Annotated in this window: 22 protein-coding genes and 1 rRNA gene; 17 read left to right on the forward strand and 6 right to left on the reverse strand. The window is 53.9% G+C overall.

The genetic code is table 11. The features are described 5' to 3' along the window. The first annotated feature begins 65 nt into the window (after positions 1 to 65). Positions 66 to 290 (forward strand): GTPase RsgA, encoded by a 225-nt coding sequence (rsgA, locus tag ATW55_RS00005; protein ID WP_067710821.1) that lies wholly within the window; start codon positions 66 to 68, stop codon positions 288 to 290. A gap of 121 nt (positions 291 to 411) precedes the next feature. Here the strand turns inward: rsgA and ATW55_RS00010 are convergent, their stop codons facing one another. Then, positions 412 to 828, reverse strand: coding sequence for a hypothetical protein (locus ATW55_RS00010; RefSeq protein WP_067710824.1), 417 nt, complete (start codon positions 826 to 828; stop codon positions 412 to 414). Positions 829 to 1,046: 218 nt separating this feature from the next. On the opposite strand from ATW55_RS00010, the gene ATW55_RS00015 reads away from it, so the two are divergent. The 5 genes from ATW55_RS00015 to ATW55_RS00035 all read left to right on the forward strand — a co-directional run bounded on the left by ATW55_RS00015 (position 1,047) and on the right by ATW55_RS00035 (position 4,641). Beyond that, positions 1,047 to 1,295, forward strand: coding sequence for a S1 RNA-binding domain-containing protein (locus tag ATW55_RS00015; RefSeq protein ID WP_067710826.1), 249 nt, complete (start codon positions 1,047 to 1,049; stop codon positions 1,293 to 1,295). 69 nt (positions 1,296 to 1,364) lie between these two features. After that, a complete protein-coding gene (locus tag ATW55_RS00020) occupies positions 1,365 to 1,805 on the forward strand; it encodes a fluoride efflux transporter FluC (RefSeq protein ID WP_235586930.1) in 441 nt (146 codons plus the stop codon). Next, on the forward strand, positions 1,802 to 2,164 hold the full coding sequence (gene crcB, locus ATW55_RS00025; protein WP_067710828.1) for a fluoride efflux transporter CrcB: 363 nt from the start codon (positions 1,802 to 1,804) through the stop codon (positions 2,162 to 2,164). Before ATW55_RS00020 ends, crcB begins: the two co-directional genes overlap by 4 nt. 114 nt (positions 2,165 to 2,278) lie before the next feature. Beyond that, complete coding sequence (locus ATW55_RS00030; protein ID WP_067710830.1) at positions 2,279 to 3,508, forward strand: cysteine desulfurase-like protein; 1,230 nt, start codon at positions 2,279 to 2,281, stop codon at positions 3,506 to 3,508. A 146-nt stretch (positions 3,509 to 3,654) separates the two neighbouring features. After that, on the forward strand, positions 3,655 to 4,641 hold the full coding sequence (locus ATW55_RS00035) for an aldo/keto reductase (RefSeq protein WP_067710832.1): 987 nt from the start codon (positions 3,655 to 3,657) through the stop codon (positions 4,639 to 4,641). 135 nt (positions 4,642 to 4,776) lie between these two features. On the opposite strand, the gene ATW55_RS00040 is transcribed toward ATW55_RS00035, so the two are convergent. Continuing rightward, positions 4,777 to 5,925, reverse strand: coding sequence for a glycosyl hydrolase family 18 protein (locus ATW55_RS00040; protein ID WP_067710834.1), 1,149 nt, complete (start codon positions 5,923 to 5,925; stop codon positions 4,777 to 4,779). Between the two features lie 246 nt (positions 5,926 to 6,171). Here ATW55_RS00040 and ATW55_RS00045 point away from each other — a divergent pair, with 246 nt between their 5' ends. After that, positions 6,172 to 6,705: a YceI family protein gene (locus tag ATW55_RS00045; protein ID WP_067710836.1), complete on the forward strand. Its 534-nt coding sequence runs from the start codon at positions 6,172 to 6,174 to the stop codon at positions 6,703 to 6,705. A gap of 83 nt (positions 6,706 to 6,788) precedes the next feature. Here ATW55_RS00045 and ATW55_RS00050 read toward each other — a convergent pair whose 3' ends face one another. After that, the gene (locus ATW55_RS00050) at positions 6,789 to 7,985 is read right to left on the reverse strand and encodes an MFS transporter (RefSeq protein WP_067710838.1); all 1,197 of its coding nucleotides are present in this window, start codon (positions 7,983 to 7,985) and stop codon (positions 6,789 to 6,791) included. Between the two features lie 26 nt (positions 7,986 to 8,011). Further along, positions 8,012 to 9,214 (reverse strand): MFS transporter, encoded by a 1,203-nt coding sequence (locus ATW55_RS00055; RefSeq protein WP_067710840.1) that lies wholly within the window; start codon positions 9,212 to 9,214, stop codon positions 8,012 to 8,014. Positions 9,215 to 9,393: 179 nt separating this feature from the next. On the opposite strand from ATW55_RS00055, the gene ATW55_RS00060 reads away from it, so the two are divergent. Both ATW55_RS00060 and ATW55_RS00065 read left to right on the forward strand, forming a co-directional pair. After that, positions 9,394 to 9,750: a hypothetical protein gene (locus ATW55_RS00060; RefSeq protein WP_067710842.1), complete on the forward strand. Its 357-nt coding sequence runs from the start codon at positions 9,394 to 9,396 to the stop codon at positions 9,748 to 9,750. A 95-nt stretch (positions 9,751 to 9,845) separates the two neighbouring features. After that, on the forward strand, positions 9,846 to 10,913 hold the full coding sequence (locus ATW55_RS00065) for an AI-2E family transporter (RefSeq protein ID WP_067710844.1): 1,068 nt from the start codon (positions 9,846 to 9,848) through the stop codon (positions 10,911 to 10,913). A 215-nt stretch (positions 10,914 to 11,128) separates the two neighbouring features. Here ATW55_RS00065 and ATW55_RS16475 read toward each other — a convergent pair whose 3' ends face one another. Together ATW55_RS16475 and ATW55_RS00070 are read right to left on the reverse strand one after the other, a co-directional pair. Further along, positions 11,129 to 11,530: a hypothetical protein gene (locus ATW55_RS16475; RefSeq protein ID WP_201024896.1), complete on the reverse strand. Its 402-nt coding sequence runs from the start codon at positions 11,528 to 11,530 to the stop codon at positions 11,129 to 11,131. Then, a complete protein-coding gene (locus ATW55_RS00070; protein ID WP_201024897.1) occupies positions 11,470 to 12,348 on the reverse strand; it encodes a DDE-type integrase/transposase/recombinase in 879 nt (292 codons plus the stop codon). The genes ATW55_RS16475 and ATW55_RS00070 overlap by 61 nt, the downstream gene beginning before the upstream one ends. A 123-nt stretch (positions 12,349 to 12,471) precedes the next feature. Here ATW55_RS00070 and rrf point away from each other — a divergent pair. The 8 genes from rrf to ATW55_RS00110 all read left to right on the forward strand — a co-directional run bounded on the left by rrf (position 12,472) and on the right by ATW55_RS00110 (position 19,031). Next, positions 12,472 to 12,588 (forward strand): 5S ribosomal RNA (rrf, locus tag ATW55_RS00075). A gap of 270 nt (positions 12,589 to 12,858) precedes the next feature. Then, positions 12,859 to 15,486, forward strand: a complete 2,628-nt coding sequence (alaS, locus tag ATW55_RS00080) for an alanine--tRNA ligase (protein ID WP_067710846.1) — start codon at positions 12,859 to 12,861, stop codon at positions 15,484 to 15,486. Positions 15,487 to 15,562: 76 nt separating this feature from the next. Further along, complete coding sequence (locus ATW55_RS00085) at positions 15,563 to 15,823, forward strand: IreB family regulatory phosphoprotein (protein ID WP_067711048.1); 261 nt, start codon at positions 15,563 to 15,565, stop codon at positions 15,821 to 15,823. A gap of 5 nt (positions 15,824 to 15,828) precedes the next feature. After that, positions 15,829 to 16,242, forward strand: coding sequence for a Holliday junction resolvase RuvX (ruvX, locus tag ATW55_RS00090; RefSeq protein WP_423742937.1), 414 nt, complete (start codon positions 15,829 to 15,831; stop codon positions 16,240 to 16,242). Continuing rightward, a complete protein-coding gene (locus tag ATW55_RS00095; protein ID WP_235586935.1) occupies positions 16,242 to 16,514 on the forward strand; it encodes a DUF1292 domain-containing protein in 273 nt (90 codons plus the stop codon). The genes ruvX and ATW55_RS00095 overlap by 1 nt, the downstream gene beginning before the upstream one ends. 27 nt (positions 16,515 to 16,541) lie before the next feature. After that, positions 16,542 to 17,588 carry an endolytic transglycosylase MltG gene (mltG, locus tag ATW55_RS00100; RefSeq protein ID WP_082685386.1) on the forward strand — a complete coding sequence of 349 codons (1,047 nt, stop codon included), beginning with the start codon at positions 16,542 to 16,544 and terminating at the stop codon, positions 17,586 to 17,588. Between the two features lie 70 nt (positions 17,589 to 17,658). Next, positions 17,659 to 18,354, forward strand: a complete 696-nt coding sequence (sigK, locus tag ATW55_RS00105) for an RNA polymerase sporulation sigma factor SigK (RefSeq protein WP_067710854.1) — start codon at positions 17,659 to 17,661, stop codon at positions 18,352 to 18,354. A gap of 116 nt (positions 18,355 to 18,470) precedes the next feature. Beyond that, positions 18,471 to 19,031, forward strand: a complete 561-nt coding sequence (locus ATW55_RS00110) for a YqeG family HAD IIIA-type phosphatase (RefSeq protein WP_336433202.1) — start codon at positions 18,471 to 18,473, stop codon at positions 19,029 to 19,031.

Below are 19,031 nucleotides of genomic sequence, written 5' to 3' on the forward strand. Positions count from 1 at the left end.
CAGAGGCGACCTCGACGAAGCAGGAATTCAACGTCAAAGCTACCTATGCGTAGATTTGAGTAAGTTTGAAAGAACGGCTTGAGTCGTTGAATGATTATCTAAAATCTGGCGTCACCGCATCGCTCATCGGGTCATCAGGTGCCGGGAAATCGACGCTTGTGAACCACTGGATGAATGCGGATGTCCAGCATGTCCAAGCGGTTCGCAAAGAAGACCGCCAAGCACAAGCGCAAGAGCGCGAGAAGTGGAAGAAAATCACCAAATCAGCGCGCCAAAAGGTGCGCTGGTGAAGAAGAATACACAAAAATGCCGCAGCATGCTTTCATGTGCCGCAACAATGAAATGGTGCAGTGATGAAACGGCGAAACGGGGTTGGAGGCTTCCGGCTGTCCGCTTAGCGCGCGACGCCAATCATTTAAAGCGCATCTGGATGCGGCGCGTGAGTGAAACGAAGAGCAGCGCCTCGACGAGCACCAGCGCGAGTTGGATGAGCCACACGACGAGCGGGTCGGTCATTCCGATCAGCATCACGCTCATGGATACGCTCATGAGCGAGCCGATGAGCAGTTCGACGACGTCAAGCAGACTTTGCAATTTTAGCATCCAGATCGCAGGCGCGCAGATGGTCACGATCGGCAGGATGACGCTGAGCAGTTTGCTCCCTGTGGTCAGATCGATCAGCATCGCGAAGATGAAGGCGAGCGCCATGCAATTGATCATGGAGGCGCGCATCGTGATGTGGCGCGGGGCGTGCGCGACGCGTGCGAACATCTGATAATAGGCGAAAAAGCCGATGAGCGATCCGATGAAACTGGTGGCGATGAGCATGGGACACCTCCTGTGTTGACGTATGTATATGCGAGACAGTATCATTCAAGTAATTGAATCGCGATGGAGCTCGCGTAAGCCCGGCTGTGGGATGATAGCCCCTACAAGTGACCTTGGAGGAAACTCTGTGGCGCTTGTGGGGGTTTTTTGCTGAGGTCGAACGGGACGCGATGGTCGCAAAACCTAAAGAGACTGCAACACCTAGAGGAGGAAGTTGTGTGAAACAGGGAGATCGTGTGGAGGCGCGCATCGTCGCGCTCGATCAGCGCGGCGCGTGGGTGGAGCATCAAGGCATTCGCGCGTTCGTGCCGCTCGCAGAACTCGCGTGGTACGAGATTGAGCACCCGACGGTCTCGCTTGGCGTTGGCGATTTGCTGCGCGTGCGCCTTGTAAAGAAGATGGGGGATGGCTTTTGGGAGTGTTCCGTTCGACGGGTGGATGAAGACGTGGATGATGCGGGGACATGAGGCGTGGCCGGTCGGTTGTCATCACAGATCGATAGAGACAACTTCGATGGATGAAAGGTGTGTCAGGTGTTGGCTGAGGAGAAAAAGCGTGCAGAAACGTTGCGCGATCGGTCATTGCGGGGGGATGTCGCGCGCCAATACGGCGCAGTGGCAGTCGGTGGGGTCATCGGGGCGCTTTTGCGCGAACTGCTCGAGGTGGCGGTGCCGCCCGTGCACGGATTTCCGCTGGCGACACTCTTGATCAACTGGTCAGGAAGCTTTGTCCTGGCCTGGTTTTATACGGTCACCATCTGGCGCTTTAAGGTGCCTCAGTGGATGCGCGCGGGCATTGGAACGGGGATCATCGGAGCGTACACCACGTTTTCCACGTTTGTCGTCGAGACAAACGCGCTTCTCATGCATGGGCAAAACGCAACCGCACTTCTCTATGTCGTCCTAAGCCTCGTCGGTGGCTTTCTCATCGCGCTGCTCGGGAGCCATTTGGGCGGAGAGAGGAGGGAGATCGGATGATTGAGTGGGTCGGCGTTGCGTTTGGCGGAATGATCGGCGCGTGCGCACGCTTTTTTATCACCAACCAGATCAACGCACGCTGGAAAAAAGACTTTCCCGTTGCGACATTTCTGATCAACATCACCGGCGCGTTTTTACTCGGCTATGTCTATGCGGCGGCGCGTCCGAACAACCTCGTGGATTACTGGCTGCGAAGCGCCATTGGCATCGGGTTCATCGGTGCGTACACCACGTTTTCTACATGGATGTTTGAGAGTGCGACACTGCGCGATCGGCGCGCAGTGAAAACGATGATTGCCTATCTGCTTGCGAGTCTTGTAGTCGGACTGGTTGGCGCGTGGGTCGGTTCGCGCCTCTAGTTGTGGCGCGAGTTAGGAATCACTTGCCAAGAGGCGCTGTGTCTACTACCCTTAACCTATTGAATAGGAATAAGCGAGAATCGTTTGTTCAAATGGGCCAAAGGGGATGGCGGGATGAGTGACTCTTTTCCAATCGATGAGGTTCGCGCACATTTTCCTGCGCTAAAGCGTCTTTATCACGGTCAGCGTGTCGCCTACTTTGACGGACCTGGCGGGTCGCAAGTGGCGCAATCGACGATTGATGCGATGACCTCTTACATGGCGCGCGGCGGCGCGAATCTGCACGGCGTTTTTCCGACGAGCGTTGAGACAGAAGCGACCATCGCAGACGCAAAGACAAAACTGGCGGCACTTCTTCATACAAAACCGTCGGAGATCGCATTTGGCGCCAACATGACGACCCTTACGTTTGCCATATCGCGTGCGCTCGCAAGAACGTGGGATGCGCAGACAGAGATTGTCGTCACGGAACTTGACCATCGCGCAAACGTGGATCCGTGGCTCACGGCGGCGCGCGATCGCGGCGCAAAACCGGTGTGGCTGCGTGTGAATAAAGAGAAGCTCGCGCTTGATCTTGATCATCTTGATGAAGTGATTACCCCGCGCACGAAAGTGGTCGCGGTGGGCCTTGCCTCTAATGCAGTCGGGACGATTACGGATGTGCGGCGGATCGCACAGCGCGCGCATGAGGTGGGGGCGCTCGTGGTGGTTGACGCGGTGCACGCGGTGCCGCATTTTTCCGTTGATCGAGAGGTTTTGGACGCTGACATCCTGTTGTGTTCGACGTATAAGTTCTTTGGCCCGCACGTCGGCGTCGCGGCGATTCGCGAGGGACTGTTTGCGCACTTGGACGTTTACAAACTGGATCCGGCCCCAACCTATGATCCGGACAAACTCGAAACAGGTACGCAGAGCCACGAAGGGATTGCCGGGATCGGTGGCGCGCTCGATTTTGTGGCAAGCCTTGGTGACGGGACGACGCTGCGCGAAAAGATGGTTTCTGCCATGAAACGGATCGAGGCGTATGAGGACAGTCTGGCGCGCCACATGCGAGCGGGGTTACAGGCGATGCGCGGTGTGCGGCTTTTTTCGGCAGAAGAGGGAATCCCTAAAACGCCGACGATTGCGATCACGGTCGATGGGCAGGATGCGCGCGCAGTGTGCGAACAAGTGCTTGAAACGGCGAGTGTTTTTGTGGCAGATGGCCATTTTTATGCGAGTACACTGGCTGATCGGCTCGGCGTAAATTCCTGCGGTGGCTTCGTGCGGGCCGGGATTGCGCCGTACAACACGCAAGAAGAGGTGGACCGCTATCTGAATGCTTTAGAGCGAATCGCGCGATAGCGTTTTGCCCTGGCATGAAAAAATGAAGTCAAGTGCCTTTTTGCTTTGTAAACGCGTGCAAGTCTTTTCGGGGGAGTTGATTGCGGGTGTTTCGCACGGCGAAATGCTATAATAGGTAAGCTACATACAAAAAGGAGGTTCTCATGATGGAAAAACGCAAATTGGGCGGACAAGGCTTAACTGTATCCGCGCTCGGTCTAGGCTGCATGGGAATGTCCGATTTTTACGCTGGGCGAGACGATCAAGAGTCGATCGCGACGATTCACCGCGCACTTGAACTTGGCGTCGATTTTTTTGATACTGCAGATATGTACGGCGTTGGACGCAATGAGGAGCTTGTCGGCAAAGCATTAAAGGGACGCCGCGATCAGGTGATCATCGCGACAAAGTTTGGCAATCGGCGGGCGCCGGACGGAACATTTCTTGGTGTTTCGGGACACCCTGACTATGTCCGGCAGGCGTGCGAAGACAGTTTGAAGCGACTCGGAATCGAGACGATTGATCTCTATTATCAGCATCGGGTGGACCCGGACGTGCCGATTGAGGAGACGGTGGGGGCGATGGCGAGGCTTATAGAGGAAGGCAAGGTGCGCTTTCTCGGATTGTCTGAGGCGGCGGCGTCAACGATCAAAAAAGCGCACGCGGTGCATCCGATCAGCGCGCTACAAACGGAGTATTCACTGTGGAGTCGGGATGTGGAAGATGAGATTCTGCCGACGTGCCGTGAACTCTCGATTGGTTTTGTCCCATACAGCCCGCTTGGACGCGGCTTTTTGACAGGAGAGATCCGCACGTTTGAGGATTTGGCAGAAGACGACTATCGTCGCTTTTCACCGCGTTTTCAAGGAGAAAACTTTGCGAAGAACCTGCAACTCGTGGAGCGGATTCGCGAGTTGGCGGCACAAAAAGGGTGCACGCCGTCGCAATTGGCGCTCGCGTGGCTGCTTGCGCAGTGGGAGCAGATCGTGCCGATTCCGGGCACGAAACGGCGCAAATATCTCGAAGAAAACGTCGGCGGGACTGCGGTTCACCTCACACCGTCAGAGCTTTCTTCCATCGATCAAATTGCGCCAGTCGGTGTCGCGGCAGGAACTCGCTACCCTGAACAGGGCATGCGCGGCGTCAATCGCTGAGTCTGCGAGCACTGCGGTAAGCGGGAATTGATCTGTGATGCAGCGCAAACAGGCAACCAAGCCACGAACCGTGGGGCGGTTGCCTGTTTCTTTGCTGTGAGTCCACCAACTGGGCCATCCTGCCTTGACGATGAGCTAAAACGTGAGTTTGCGAACGTTTACGTTGTCCTCGATGATCGGCCAGAGTTGCGGGAAATCGGCGGGCATCGTCCACAGGCTGATACCGCGCAGTCCGTAGCGTTTGACAAGATCAAGCTTTGCGAGAATGCTGCGCGCGTCTTCAAACCACACCTCGTGTGCGCGATGCTGTGCGTCAACATAGCGATAAAACGGCGCCTGATACGTGGTGTTGTATTGAATATCGACCTTGTACTTCGCGGCGCGTTCGACGGCCACTTGTGGGTCAAACGTCTCGGCAAGCGATTTGCCCTTGACAAAAGGCAGTGTCCAGTCGCGCCCGTACGTAGGAACCCCCATCATGATTTTGTGTTTGGGAATCGCCGTGACTGCGTAGTTGAGCACTTTTTCCACTTCGTTGATCGGCGCAATCGCCCACGGCGGGCCGCCTGCCCATCCCCACTCGTAGGTCATGAGCACCACGAAATCGCACAGTTCGCCATGGACCGGATAATCGTGTGCGACATAGAGCAGCCCCTGCTGATGGGCAGATGTCTTTGGCGCAAGCGCCGTGGAGAGAAGAAATCCGGCCTGGTGGATGCGCGCGGCAACTTTTCGCAAAAAGACATTATATGCGTCCTTGTCTTGCGGATAGAGGTACTCAAAGTCGATGTTAAGCCCTTTGAGTCCCTGGCTGTGCATAAGTTCAAGCGCGTTTGTGATTAGCGTGTCTTGCACGGCTGGCGTATTGAGAATGGCATGCCCCACGTCTGAACTGAACATGCTGCCTGCATAGTTTGTAAGGACGAGCATGGGCACCACATGGTGATTGCGCGCGATCTGCAGGAGACTCGAGGTCTCGATCGGCCGGATCGTTCCCTGTGCGGTCGCCTGGTGGCTAAAGGGGCTGGCATATGTGAGATCATGCGCCACCTGAGTGAGATTGTTCTGACCTTTTGCGCCAAAATCTGTGTAGTATGCGTTGACTTCGATCATCGGCAAGGATGCTTTGTTGATGTTGCCAGTCGGAATTACCAACGCTTGACCAATGACCAGTTCATCCGGTGTGGTTAATCCATTCATGTGAATCAAGGTGTCGAGTGAAACATTGTATCGTTTGGAGAGTGCGTAGAGCGTGTCGCCATGGGACACGATATGGATGATCACGGCGGTTTCCTCCTGTGCGTTCGTCTTGACAACGTATGCGAATGCCTAGCGCGATGTTCCTGGATGGTGTCGCAAGATTACATACGTCTATGCGCATTAAGTAAAATACTACGATGTAATTTGTTACATTGTTTTTTTTATCTACTTGTTTTTTGTGTATTACGTGTTGTATGATGAGATGGAACCATTTACAAATCAGTGAACGTTGATTCTTTTTACAAAAATTAAAAATAGGGAGGTTTTTTTGTGGCAACAACTGCATGGGCGCTCGATCCATCTCACAGTCACATTTCTTTCTCGGTTCGACATATGATGATCTCAAATGTGCGCGGATCGTTTAAATCGTTTGAGGCACAGGTGACGGCAGATCCAACAGATCTGACGGATGCAAAAGTTTCAGTGAAGATAGACACAAAGAGCATTGACACGGCGAACGAAGATCGTGACAATCACTTGCGCTCAGGAGATTTTTTTGAGGCAGACACGTATCCGACGATCGAATTTGTGTCAGACAGCGTGAAAAAATTGAGTGAGAATACACACTCCCTAAATGGACAATTGACCATCAAAGGCGTTACGCGTCCGGTTGAACTCACGTGTGAAATTGAAGGCCCGGCCAAAGATCCGTGGGGCAATGAGCGGATCGGCGTGACGGCGACGGGTTCTATCAATCGTTCTGATTTTGGGTTGACCTGGAATGCGGCGCTGGAAACTGGCGGGGTACTCGTAGGGGATGCGATCAAGTTGAACATTGAGCTGGAGTTTGTCAAACAAGCGTGAGTACATGAGTTTTGTACTGAGACAAAAAAGGCGACCGGGTATCGACCACGGTCGCCTTTTTCGTCCATGGATGTTGCGATGGGTCACGGTGCAGGTATCGCTTTTTTTGTGTCTGCTGGCAAAAAGATGGCAAAGAGTGTCGCCGTGATTGGCAACCAGACGATCAGATCGAAGATAAATGTGATTCCGAAGTGATCTGCGACAAAGCCTAGCAGTGTTGCGCCGATACCGCCTGCCCCGACGCCAAATCCGATGATCAGGCCTGAGGCCATCCCGATGTTTCGCGGCAGAAGCATCTGCCCGTAGACGACCGTAACGGCAAACGAAGAGAGAATGGTAAAGCCGAGCAAAAAGAGATCGACAGCGGCCACAAAGCCTGAAAGGCGGGGCAAGAGCCATGCGAATGGAATGGCGAGCGCGACGGACGCGAGCACCAACTGCTTTTTGCTGAAACGGTCGCTCAGTGTGCCGCCCACATACGTGGCGAGTGCGCCGGCTGAGAGAAAGAGGAATGTAAAAAGTTCTGCCACGTTTAGGCTCAAATGGTGATGGAGGTAGTAAAAGGGCAGGAAACCGGACAGGCTGATCTGCGCAAACGAGCGCAGAATGACGACGATGACGAGCAGTGTCAGTCCAAGCGGTTGATTCCTTCCTGAAATTTCCCGCGTCTTGCTTCGCTCTTCCTGGGTGCGACGGCGATACCACGGCAAGAGGCGAAAGGTCATCCATCCGATCAGAGCAGAAGGAATGAGGAAGTAACGCAGTCCCTGCACACCTGTTGCAAAGAGAAACAAGGGGATCATGAGTGGCCCCAAGGCTTGCCCCATATTGCCGCCAACCTGAAAAATGGCTTGCGCCATCCCTTTGACAGGACCGGATGCGAGATGGGCGCCGCGCGACGCCTCAGGGTGAAATGCTCCTGAACCCAAACCGGAGAAGGCGATGAAGATAAGGAGCCATGGAAGGGATGGCGCAAAGCCTGTCAAACTGAGTCCGACACCCGAGAGGGTGACGCCAAGCGGCAAAAAGTACGCCTTAGGATGGCGATCGGTGTAAAGTCCAAAGAGTGGCTGCATGACGGACGACGTCAGGTAGGAAGCGAGCACGACGAATCCGACGCCGATATAGGAAAGGTGGAACGCTTCTTTATAGAGCGGAAGGAGCGCCGGAACGATACCGGTCGTCATGAGGTCATTGAACAGGTGTGCACCCGAGAGGGTCCACACCTGTTTTTTCTGAAGCCCGAGTGGTGTGTCTTGTGTCGGTTGGTTCGCTACCATTTCATTTTCCTTTCGCGCATCTGCGATTAAGCAGCCACAGGTTCTGTGGCCTCTTGGTTTAATCGTAACACGCTGAGGCAAACCGGGATAGCGATCACGGAGAAAAGAGAGCATCCGATCATGATCGTGCGAATCGGGACGAATGGAACAAGCGCCCCGCCTACCAAGACGGATATGGAGCCGGCAGTCATGTTGAGTGTCGCGAGCGCGCCGAGCACACGCCCCTGAACCTCGATTGGGATGAGGTTTTGTCGAATGGTGCGCGAAGCAGTCATCATCGACATGATCCCAAGCCCCATCACGGCAACACCTGCACCGACCGTGGCGAGTGAGTGTCCGAGCACATAGGTGATGATGCCAACAGGTGTAATCAAGCCGCCAATCGCCATGGACTGCCTTGGCGTGATCCGCTTTGCCAAACGCATGTTGATCATGCCTGAAACGACAAACGCCAGACCGTTGATGGCGAGAAAGATGGAGTAACCCGTTGCGTTTAGATGAACTCCTTTGGTGATATAAATCGCTTCGTATGCATCGATTGCGCCTGCACCCAGATTCATGATGACCATAATCGTCATGACCCTCTTTAAAAGAGTCGACTTTTTGAGATAGGAAACAGCAAGCTGCAGATCTTCTTTAATGGTGGCGAGTGCGAATTTGCGCGATCCACTCGCTGGTTTTGGCACGTTTAGGCGAAGCAGGAGGAGGGATCCTGCCGACAAGAGGAAGGATAGTGACTGTGCATAGAATGGAAACGTGTCTCCTGAGATCACGAGGTAGCCGCCGATCAGTGGGCCAAACACCATGGCAACATAGGAAAACGTTGTTGTCATCGTGTTGACGCGGTGTCGGGTTTCAGGCGTCGTGATGCTTGTTATCAATGGGTTAAATGCGTTGGTAAACGCATCCGTGCCAAAGGTGTTGAGCGCGACGAGAAAGAATAGAAACGGCGTGCCAAGCGTGAGAGGAATCAGTGCTGTTGCAATCGCACAGAGAAAATCGGCAGAGAGCGCTGCGTTTCGAAACCCGAAGCGATCGACGAGTGTCCCTGATAGATAAGAGAAGAAAAATGGAACGAGCATGCGAATCGACCACAGCAGCAAGAGCTGTTCACCGTGTTTAACCAAAAAGAGGCTCAGGGCGATCATGTATATGCGATCCCCCATTTGTGAGATGAAGCGACCGAGATAAATGATCCAGTGTTTTGGTGTGTATGCGCTTTCGTCCAATTCCATTCTCCTAATCATGTGTTACAACGAAGTAACAATCATCAATTTTACTAGAGTGTAATTCGGTTTCCTGGAACTGTCAATGCAAAGATTGGCGTTTTTTGTAATAGTAAAACACAGTGAGAAATCGTGAGACGAACATGCTATGATCACGAAGAAGAGAAAAAGGGGGACGGGTCATGATCCTGACTCAGGATCGCGCGATACTCGCAGTTCTTGCGCTTGGCTTGGTGTTTTTTCTTCAAATGAAACAGCGGCGCGCGGCAGATACGTACATGGCGCGCATCCGCGAACGGCAGCGCATGCGCGATGAGGCACTGCAAGGTCGCGACCGTGAAGCAAACGCGTCGGATGTGGACCTGTTTGAGAAGGAACCAAAACAAGGTGATGTCAAACCAGAAGACCTTGAGCGGTCTGCTTCTTCCTTGGATACTGAGGTAGAAGGAGCCCATGCGGACGGGGTTCTTGAGGGGATGGCTGATGAGGAGACAGATCGCGCGGCGCAGCATCGCCAGTCTGCACCGCCGTCGTCCTAAGCGCTGATTTTGCGCGCTGCTTGTCTAGAAAGCGTTCGTTTCGCATACCCTAGAATCGCCGGTCATGCTGTGTGGCGATAAAGGGGTGATGGCACATGACGGAGCGGCGATCCCGCCTGCTGTTTCTTGCAGTCATGTCGCTGCTCGTGCTTTGCGACATCGCTTTGCTGGGACATCTGCGCGCTTTTTTCACAGATATCTGGGCGGTGGCCCGCGCGGTGATCGGCCCGCTTTTGCTCTCGATTATTGCGACCTATGTATTGCGTCCGTCTGTCGATTTGCTTGAACAGCGTCGAGTTCCGCGCACGGTCGCCATTCTCATGCTGTATGCGATGATTGTTGTTTTGATCTTGCTGCTGCTAATCAACACCATTCCGCTCTTGCTTCATCAGGTGCAGCTTTTCATCTCGTATTTGCCAGGCTACGTCACGATCGTCGACAAGACGATCGATCACATGTCAGTCGCCTCGCGCGTGCTTCCAAACAGTGTCAGACTCGGCATTGAAAAGGCGCTTTCAAGCGCCGAAGGCGGCATCGCAGCCTGGCTGTCTGGCACACTGATCGGTGTGCGCGATTTGATCTCCGGTGTGGTTTCGGCGTTTGTCATCCCGTTTTTGGTTTTTTATCTGCTGAAGGATTACAGCCGTTTTCAAAATTTGCTTGTGCGTCTTTTTCCGCGTTCGCAGCGTGAGACGGTCGTGCGCATTTTGCAGGGAGTCGATCACGCACTCGGACGGTATGTGCGCGGGCAATTGCTTGTGATGGCGCTGGTTGGCATCGCCACACTCATTGGATTGGTGATTGTGCGCATGCCAAACGCATTGCTTCTTTCCGTCGTCGTAGGTCTTACAAATATCATTCCGTATGTTGGGCCGTTTATCGGCGCGGCGCCGGGACTTGTCATGGCGCTTGGCATTTCTAAAGGGATGTTCATAAACGTTCTGCTCGTGAATCTCATCGTACAGCAATTGGAGGGAAACCTGCTCTCCCCGATGATCATGGGAAAAACGATTGAGCTGCACCCGCTGCTCATCTTGCTTGGTGTCATGGCGGCAGGGGAGATCGGCGGGATCACAGGGCTTATCTTTGCGGTGCCGATCCTTGCGGTCATTAAGGTTGTCTACACGCAAATTCATCTTCACGTTTTGCGAAGAGACATGTGATCCGTGTCAACTCACGTAAAAATCTTACCCAAGAGCAATGGCTAACTCATTTAAAAATCTTACCCACTCCTTCGCTTTTTGTAGGAGGGGCGGGAGGGGTGAATGGCCGCAGGCCAGAGGGGATGAGCGAAGCGGTTTCCCCTGTGTGGCGCCTGTGGAGCTTGTGGTCAACTCACAGAGTTGTCCATCAAATCCACAGGCAATTCTTGTTCTTTTTAGAGAAGCCCGTGTGTTCCGTCCAGTCGACCCTGTGTGGTTTGCACCCACGGAGCGGGGGCAGGTAGGGGGACCGGAGTAACGTTCGTGCCCTGCGGACCTTGTGCAAGCAAAGTAGCGAGTTGCCGATGCAACTGCAGTGGATTGAGCGAATCGGCCCAAACGCCCCAGAGCTTCTGGCTATCTGCAGAGACGACATCTGATGCAAAGGCCCGTTGTAAAGGTGGCTTGGCAATATCGTATTTCTTACGCACATGACTCCCTTCGCGTGTTTTCCTCACGACTTTGCGCATGGGCAGGCACACATTCGCGTACACATCAAGCCACGCGTATACCGTGTTTAACCACGTGACATGTTCAGGTGAATCATAGCGTTCGTATCCGACGATCTCACGTACCAAAAACGATTCTTCTGCTCCACGTGGGCATTGTCATTCTTCTTATACGGACGGCTCCGCGTAAACGACAGGCGATTGGCCTTTGTGTAACGGATCAGTTGATGATTGATGAACTCACTGCCATTATCCGAGTGGATCCCCCATATCGCGTAGGGCCATTCGGCGAGGATTCGTTCCAGAGCAGAGGCGACCCCTGCTTGTCCACGCCCAAGTACGGCCAGACGCCTACTGTATCCCGTCACGATATCAACCACCGAAAGCGTATAGGCATAGTGTCCGGACGATGAACCGCCGTTGTGCTCCACAAGATCAATTTCTAAAGCACCCGGTTTGTCCTCATCCCAATCATACCGTTCAATCGGTACTTCTGAACGCAGATGCGCAGACGGTCTCTTGTCCGCAGGGATATGCTTGGCACCTGGTTGCACCCACTTGGTGATGCGGCGCGCGAGCGTTGCCCGACTGATTTGCTCTAACTGTTCTACGATCGTAGGCGTAAGGTGTAGTTCGCCGTGGCGAGCCAATAGATTGGCAGTTCCCACCAACATGGGATGAAGTCGCTCCGCACAAGGATAGTCGAGTGCCTCCCACACCACTTGGATCACCGGAAGCGCCATTTGATACTGGAGAGGCCGACATCGTTTTGAACGCGGTCCATGTTGCTCAGGCCTTCCCTTCATCGCTGCAATTGCATACTTGCGCGCGTACCCTAAGGTTGCCTCTAATTCATCTAAGATACGAGACTTTTCCTGTCTGGCAGTGGCACGCAGGTACCGGATCCGCATTGCACTCAGGTACTCTCGCCGACTCTGCATTGACATCTGCACAACAATCCCTTCGGTAAGGTTTCTATGTGAGTGAGCCAATGTCCTTTCGGTAAGATTTTAGCTGAGTGATCCGCGTGATCTTGACTTTATCTTGCAATACGTGTACGATTGTTTTTGCCTGGTGATGATGGCGGAGGGGACACACTCGTTTCCATCCCGAACACGGCAGTTAAGCCCTCCAGCGCCGATGGTACTTGGACCGCAGGGTCCTGGGAGAGTAGGACGTTGCCAGACGATGCCCTCGCGTTTGCGAGGGCTTTCATATCGCTCCGTATCGAACAGGAGTACCAAAATGCCTGCAACCAGAGAGTTTCCGCCTAGGCTGAAAGCGGGGATGTGCGACGGCGTTGGGAAGCTCGTTCGCGTGCTGTCAGGAGACGGGTTCCGCCCGTTAGAGCGGTTAGAGTGATGCGGGTCGCCTTGCCTGCATAACGAGGGTGGTACCGCGTGTGTCTCACGTCCCTTGGGGATGTGGGCTTATTTTACGTTTAGGGGGAATTTAGCGTGCAAGGTAGAGAAATCCGCCGTCTTTACACAGAGTTTTTCCGGGAGAAAGGTCACGAGATTGTTCCAAGCGCAAGCCTTGTTCCGCACGATGATCCTACGCTCCTCTGGATCAACAGCGGTATGGCGCCACTTAAAAAATACTTTGACGGACGTGTCGTTCCCACCAATCCACGTCTTACGAACAGTCAAAAGTGCATTCGCACAAACGATATCGAAAATGTCGGAAAAACGGCTCGCCACCATACGTTTTTTGAGATGCTCGGAAATTTTTCGATCGGTGATTACTTTAAGCGCGAGGCGATTCACTATGCGTATGAGTTTCTGACAGATCGCCTGAAGCTGGATGTGTCGCGTCTCTCGATTACCATTCATCCAGAAGACGATGAGGCATTTTTAATCTGGCACCGCGAGATCGGTTTTCCGGAAGAAAAAATCCTTCGTCTAGAGGAAAATTTCTGGGATATCGGTGAAGGGCCGTGCGGGCCGAACTCAGAAATTTTTTATGATCGCGGAGAGAATGTCGGCTGCGGTCGGGAAACGTGTGACGCGAGTTGTGACTGTGATCGCCACTTGGAGATCTGGAACCTCGTTTTTAGCCAATATAATCACAATGCGGATGGATCGTATACACCGCTTCCCAAAAAGAATATCGATACTGGCATGGGGCTTGAACGCACCGCGTCAGTGCTTCAGGATAAACCCTCCAATTACGAAACGGATCTTTTTATGCCGATCATCGAAGCGGCTGCGCAGAGACTCAATGTTCGCTATGGGGAGAATGAAGCGGTTGACGTGGCGCTCAAGGTGATCGCGGATCATGCGCGCGCGGTAGTGTTTTCGATCACCGATGGCGTTGCCCCATCGAATGAAGGGCGCGGCTATGTGATTCGCCGATTGTTGCGGCGAGCGGTGCGCTATGGCAAACAGCTCGGCTTTGGCGAGCCATTTCTTCACTCGCTCGTTCCCGTTGTCGCCGGGATGATGGACGACGCGTATCCGGAGATTGCGGCGCGCGCGGAACACACCATGACGCTGATGCGCCTTGAAGAAGAAAGGTTTCACGAGACGCTGGCAGATGGGGAGGCACTACTTGCAAAATCAATCGCGCGGCTGCGCGAGATGGGTTCGACCGTGCTTTCTGGCGCAGAAGCGTTTCGTCTCTATGACACGTTTGGCTTTCCAATTGATCTGACCGAAGAAATTGCAAAAGAGAGTGGCGTGGAGATTGATCGCAATGGGTTTGCCGAGGCGCTTGAGGCGCAGCGGCAACGCGCACGCAGCGCGCGACAACAGGTGGACAGCATGCAGGTGCAATCAGGAGAGTTGGCGGATCTGCTCGTGCCAAGCGTCTTTGTCGGGTATGACACACTCAAGACGGACGCGCATGTCGTCGCACTCTATTTAAACGGAAAGGCAGTTGAACAGGCGGGGGCGCTTGAGCGAGTCTTGGTCGTTCTCGATCAAACTCCGTTTTATGCTGAAAGCGGCGGTCAAGTGGCAGACCGTGGTATCATCCGCGGACACGATTTTGAACTGCGCGTCGAGGATGTAAAAAAGGCGCCAAACGGTCAGCACATTCACATCTGTGAAGTCGCGCTTGGGTCTGTGCGCACCGTAGCGCGGGTGGTGGCAGAGGTTGATTCATTGCGGCGCGCTGCGATCACGAAAAATCACACGGCGACGCATCTTCTTCACTACGCGCTTCGGACGGTGCTCGGAGAACATGTCGCGCAGGCGGGCTCGCTCGTACTACCGGATCGCCTGCGGTTTGACTTTTCGCATACAGGCGCAATTTCGCGGGAAGATCTTGAGCGTGTTGAGTTGCTAGTCAATCAGGCGATCTGGGACGACGAACCGGTGACGGTTGAAGAAATGGCGCAGTCAGACGCTAAAGCGCTTGGTGCCATGGCGCTGTTTGGTGAAAAATACGGGGAACGTGTGCGCGTCGTGCGTGCCGGATCGCAGTCCATCGAATTGTGCGGCGGTTGTCACGTCTCGCATAACGGTCAGATCAACCTGTTTCGTTTGGTCAGCGAAAGTGGAATTGGATCGGGTGTGCGCCGGGTCGAAGCGGTCACAGGCGCATATGCCTATGAATTTGTGAAGGCAGAAGAGCGGTTGCTTCTCCATGTTTCAGAGCAGCTTAAATCGCCGCCCGCGCTTTTGCAAAAACGGGTAGAGTCGATGAACGATCACGTGCGATTGCTTGAGAAAGAAGTCGAAGCGCTCACGGCTCAATTGAATCGCGCGGAGGCGGCGCAACTTGATGAGCGCATCACACAGCACGCAAACGGGCGTGCGCTTGTGGCGGCGGTGCGTGAGCAAGACGTTGAAGGGCTGCGTGCCATGGCGGATTATTTGCGCCAAAAACACGCAGATCTCTTGATCGTGCTGGGTTCATCAAAGGCTGAGAAAGCAGCGTTTGTCGTATCTGTGCCCCCTTTACTTCAGGCGCGTGGTGCGCATGCTGGAAAACTTGTCAAAGAGATCGCGAGTTTGGCTGGAGGGGCGGGTGGCGGTAAGGCGGATCTGGCCCAGGCAGGCGGGCGCAATCCAGAAAAGCTGCCAAAAGCGCTGGAGCATGCTGAAGCGCTGCTCGCAAAGCTCCTCTCGGATACAATGTGAAAGAGGATTTTGGTGAGCAGTCCGCGAATAGTAAACTCTAAGGACACGAATCGCGAGAGAGGGGTGTTACGTGTTCATGCCGTCTTTTGAAGAAACGATGCAGTTTCGACTTCGGCCTGATGAACCGAGTCGCGCGGAACGCGCTTTGCTTCTCGCCTATGAGGCGCTCAGTGAGAAAGGTTACAACCCGATTCACCAGATGGCAGGTTATCTCATTTCGGGAGATCCCGCTTATATCACGAGCCATAAAGACGCGCGTGACACGATTCGCCGACTTGAGCGTGATGAGTTGATTGAAGAGCTCGTACGCGCCTATCTGGCGGCGCGCCTGCCGTGAGAATCATGGGCATTGACTATGGAGACGCGCGGATCGGCATTGCGCTGAGCGATGCCTTGAAGTGGACTGCACAATCGCTTGAGGTGATTGACTGCCGGCGGATAAAAGACCCTGTCGCGCGAATCGCCGAATTGGTTTTACTCCACGATGTGGAACGAATGGTACTTGGATTTCCGCGCAACATGAATGGTACGATCGGTGCGCGTGCGGAAAAGACACAGGCGTTTAAAGACAGACTGGAAAAAGTGATCGACGTGCCGATTGAGTGGATGGACGAACGCTTGTCGACCGTCTCTGCGCAGAGACTTTTGATCGAGGGAAATGTGCGCCGCGAAAATCGCCGCGGGGTCGTCGATAAAGTGGCGGCGACCCTTATTTTACAAACGTATCTAGACCGTGCGAGGAGGGATGCGCCGTGATGGATTTGCTGCTGCAGGGTCATGTGACGCTAACCGACGACGAAGGACGCGATGAGGACTATGAGGTGCTGCGCGTTCTTGAAATGGATGGCCGGCACTATGTGTTGTTAATGTCACTTCTTGATCCGGAAGAGGAACCGCTCATCCTGCGCGTGGAAGGCAGTGTCGAGGATGATGACGCGTCGCTTTGCGGCATTGAGGATGACGAGGAGTGGGAACGCGTCGCAGAGGCGTTTGACACGCTCATGGTAGAGTGGGACGATCTAAGCTAAGCCAGGGGAAAGGAAGCAGCGAAGCGGATGAAACCACGATTGAGAAGGCGCGGGGGCGTGTCGCTCCTGGTCGCCTTCGCGCTTTTTTGGGGAGGTTTTTCTTCGTATCAGGGAATTTATCTCCCGGGCAATGTCTCAAAAACGACATGGATCAACATCCCGGCGGGTGCGACATCGACCCAGATCGCTGATCTCCTTTATCAGAAAGAAGTGATTCGAAGCCCATTTTGGTTCCGCGCCTACCTTGCTTTGAGTGGGCAGGCGGATCGGTTGCAGGCGGGACGCTACCCGTTTTCACCCGGGCAAAACGTTCCTTCTGTGGTGGGAGAGCTGACGCGCGGATCGGTTGCCTACAACACTGTTTCAGTGACGTTCCCGGAAGGGTACACGGTCACGCAGATGGCGGCGACCCTTCAGCAAGCGGGGGTGTGCAGTGCGCAATCGTTTATGCGCGCGGTGAAAACGGATCACTTTTCATATTCGTTTTTGGCGACATCGTATCACCGAAAAACGGTGCGCGATCCACTTGAAGGGTTCCTGTTTCCAGATACGTATGATTTTGTGCGGGGAGAGTCGCCAAAAACGGTGATTCAAACGATGCTGCAGATGACGCAACAGGTGCTTGATCCGCATCGCTTGCGCGAGATTGCACGCGAAGGGCTGACGGTGCAAGAAGTGATGACTGTGGCCTCAATGATTGAACGCGAGGCAAAACTCAAGTCGGAACGACCGCTTGTCGCGAGTGTGATCTATAATCGTCTGCACCTGCATCCGCCAATGAAGCTGCAGATTGATGCGACAGTGCTTTATGCGCTAAATGGTCACGGGAGTCTCAACCATGATCTTTATATCAACAATCCGTATAACACGTATGTGTATGGTGGGCTTCCACCTGGACCGATAGCCAATCCAGGACTCGCTTCAATTCAAGCGGCGCTTCATCCTGCGAAGACGGACTACTATTTTTATGTTGCGCGAAATGACGGAAGCGGCGGTCACTATTTCTCGACGACATACGCACAACAACTGCACAACGAACTGAGGAGTCAGCAAAACGCAGCGCATCACGGCTAGCCAAACGACGGTCACACATGCAAAATGTCCCACGCGCATAGAATGGCTTGCGCGCGGGGAGGTGCATCATGTGAGCCTGCTGTTATCCTTGTCCCTATTGGTGCGGGAATTCACGGTGCTGGTTTCGTATGTCAAGAACCAGACGTTTCCGCAGCCGCTTGATAAGCGTGAAGAGCATGAAGCGCTGTTGCGCTTTGCGTCTGGCGACAAAGACGCGCGCAACACGCTGATTGAACACAATTTGCGGCTGGTGGCGCATGTTGTCAAGAAGTACGATAACGGACTAACCGATACGGATGACCTTGTCTCGATTGGCACGATTGGGCTGATCAAGGGCATCGAATCGTTTCGCGTCGAGCGCGGCGTTCGCCTTGCCACGTATGCGGCACGCTGCATTGAAAACGAGATTCTCATGCATTTGCGCAGCCGTAAAAAAAGAAGGCGCGACATGAGCCTGCAAGAGCCAATCGGCCAGGACAAAGAAGGCAATGAGGTTTCGCTGATCGACATTCTCGGTTCTGATGCGGATGAGGTGATCGAAGACGTCGCGTTTCGCATCGACCGAGAATCAATTTACACGGGTCTAAAAGTGCTTGAACCGCGCGAACGCGAAATTATTTGGGCGCGGTTTGGACTTCCCTATGGCGAAGAAAAAACGCAGCGCGAAATCGCCAAGGCCATGGGAATTTCCCGCTCGTATGTTTCGCGGATTGAAAAGCGCGCGATTGAAAAATTGCAGGAGCAGTTTCGGGAAAACGCCCGCTGATATGCTTGCGTGGGTCAAACTTTTTTGGTTGCACGCGGCTGTTTGCAAAGAATATGCGTTTTTTGCGAAGTATTCCCCGCTTGTGTTACAGTAATGTGCAACGGAGTTCAGGTGGGGTGCGTCTGCTGTCTTCTTTAAAACCGAACGAGTACGTGACATCCATATACCACATCGACGTAAAAGCGCTCGCGGATCGCGGGATCCGCGGAATTCTTACAGATCTTGACAACACGCTTGTCGCGTGGAATTCGCCCCAGGCTACCCCAAAACTGGTAGCCTGGCTTTCGCATGTCAAGAATTTAGGTTTTCGTGTCATGATCCTTTCAAACAATGAAGAGGCGCGTGTGCGATCGTTTGCAGAACCGCTCGGAATTCCCTGTATCGCGCCTGCACGCAAGCCGCGCACGGTGAACTTTCACAAGGCCCTGGCGCAAATGAACGTATCTGCCGGCGAGACGGCGATGGTTGGCGATCAACTGTTTACGGATGTGCTGGGGGGCAATCGGGCGGGGCTTTACACGATTCTGGTGCAGCCCATTCACTCGAAAGAGTGGATTGGAACAAAGCTTAATCGCATCGCGGAGCGCTTTGTGCTGGCCAGATTGCCAAGTCCGTCCGGACAGAAAGAGTACACATGGGACGAAGTGAGAAGGGAAGATGTGTTGCAGGATGAGTAG

The organism is Ferroacidibacillus organovorans, from assembly GCF_001516615.1.
Taxonomy (GTDB): Bacteria; Bacillota; Bacilli; order Alicyclobacillales; family SLC66; genus Ferroacidibacillus; species Ferroacidibacillus ferrooxidans_B.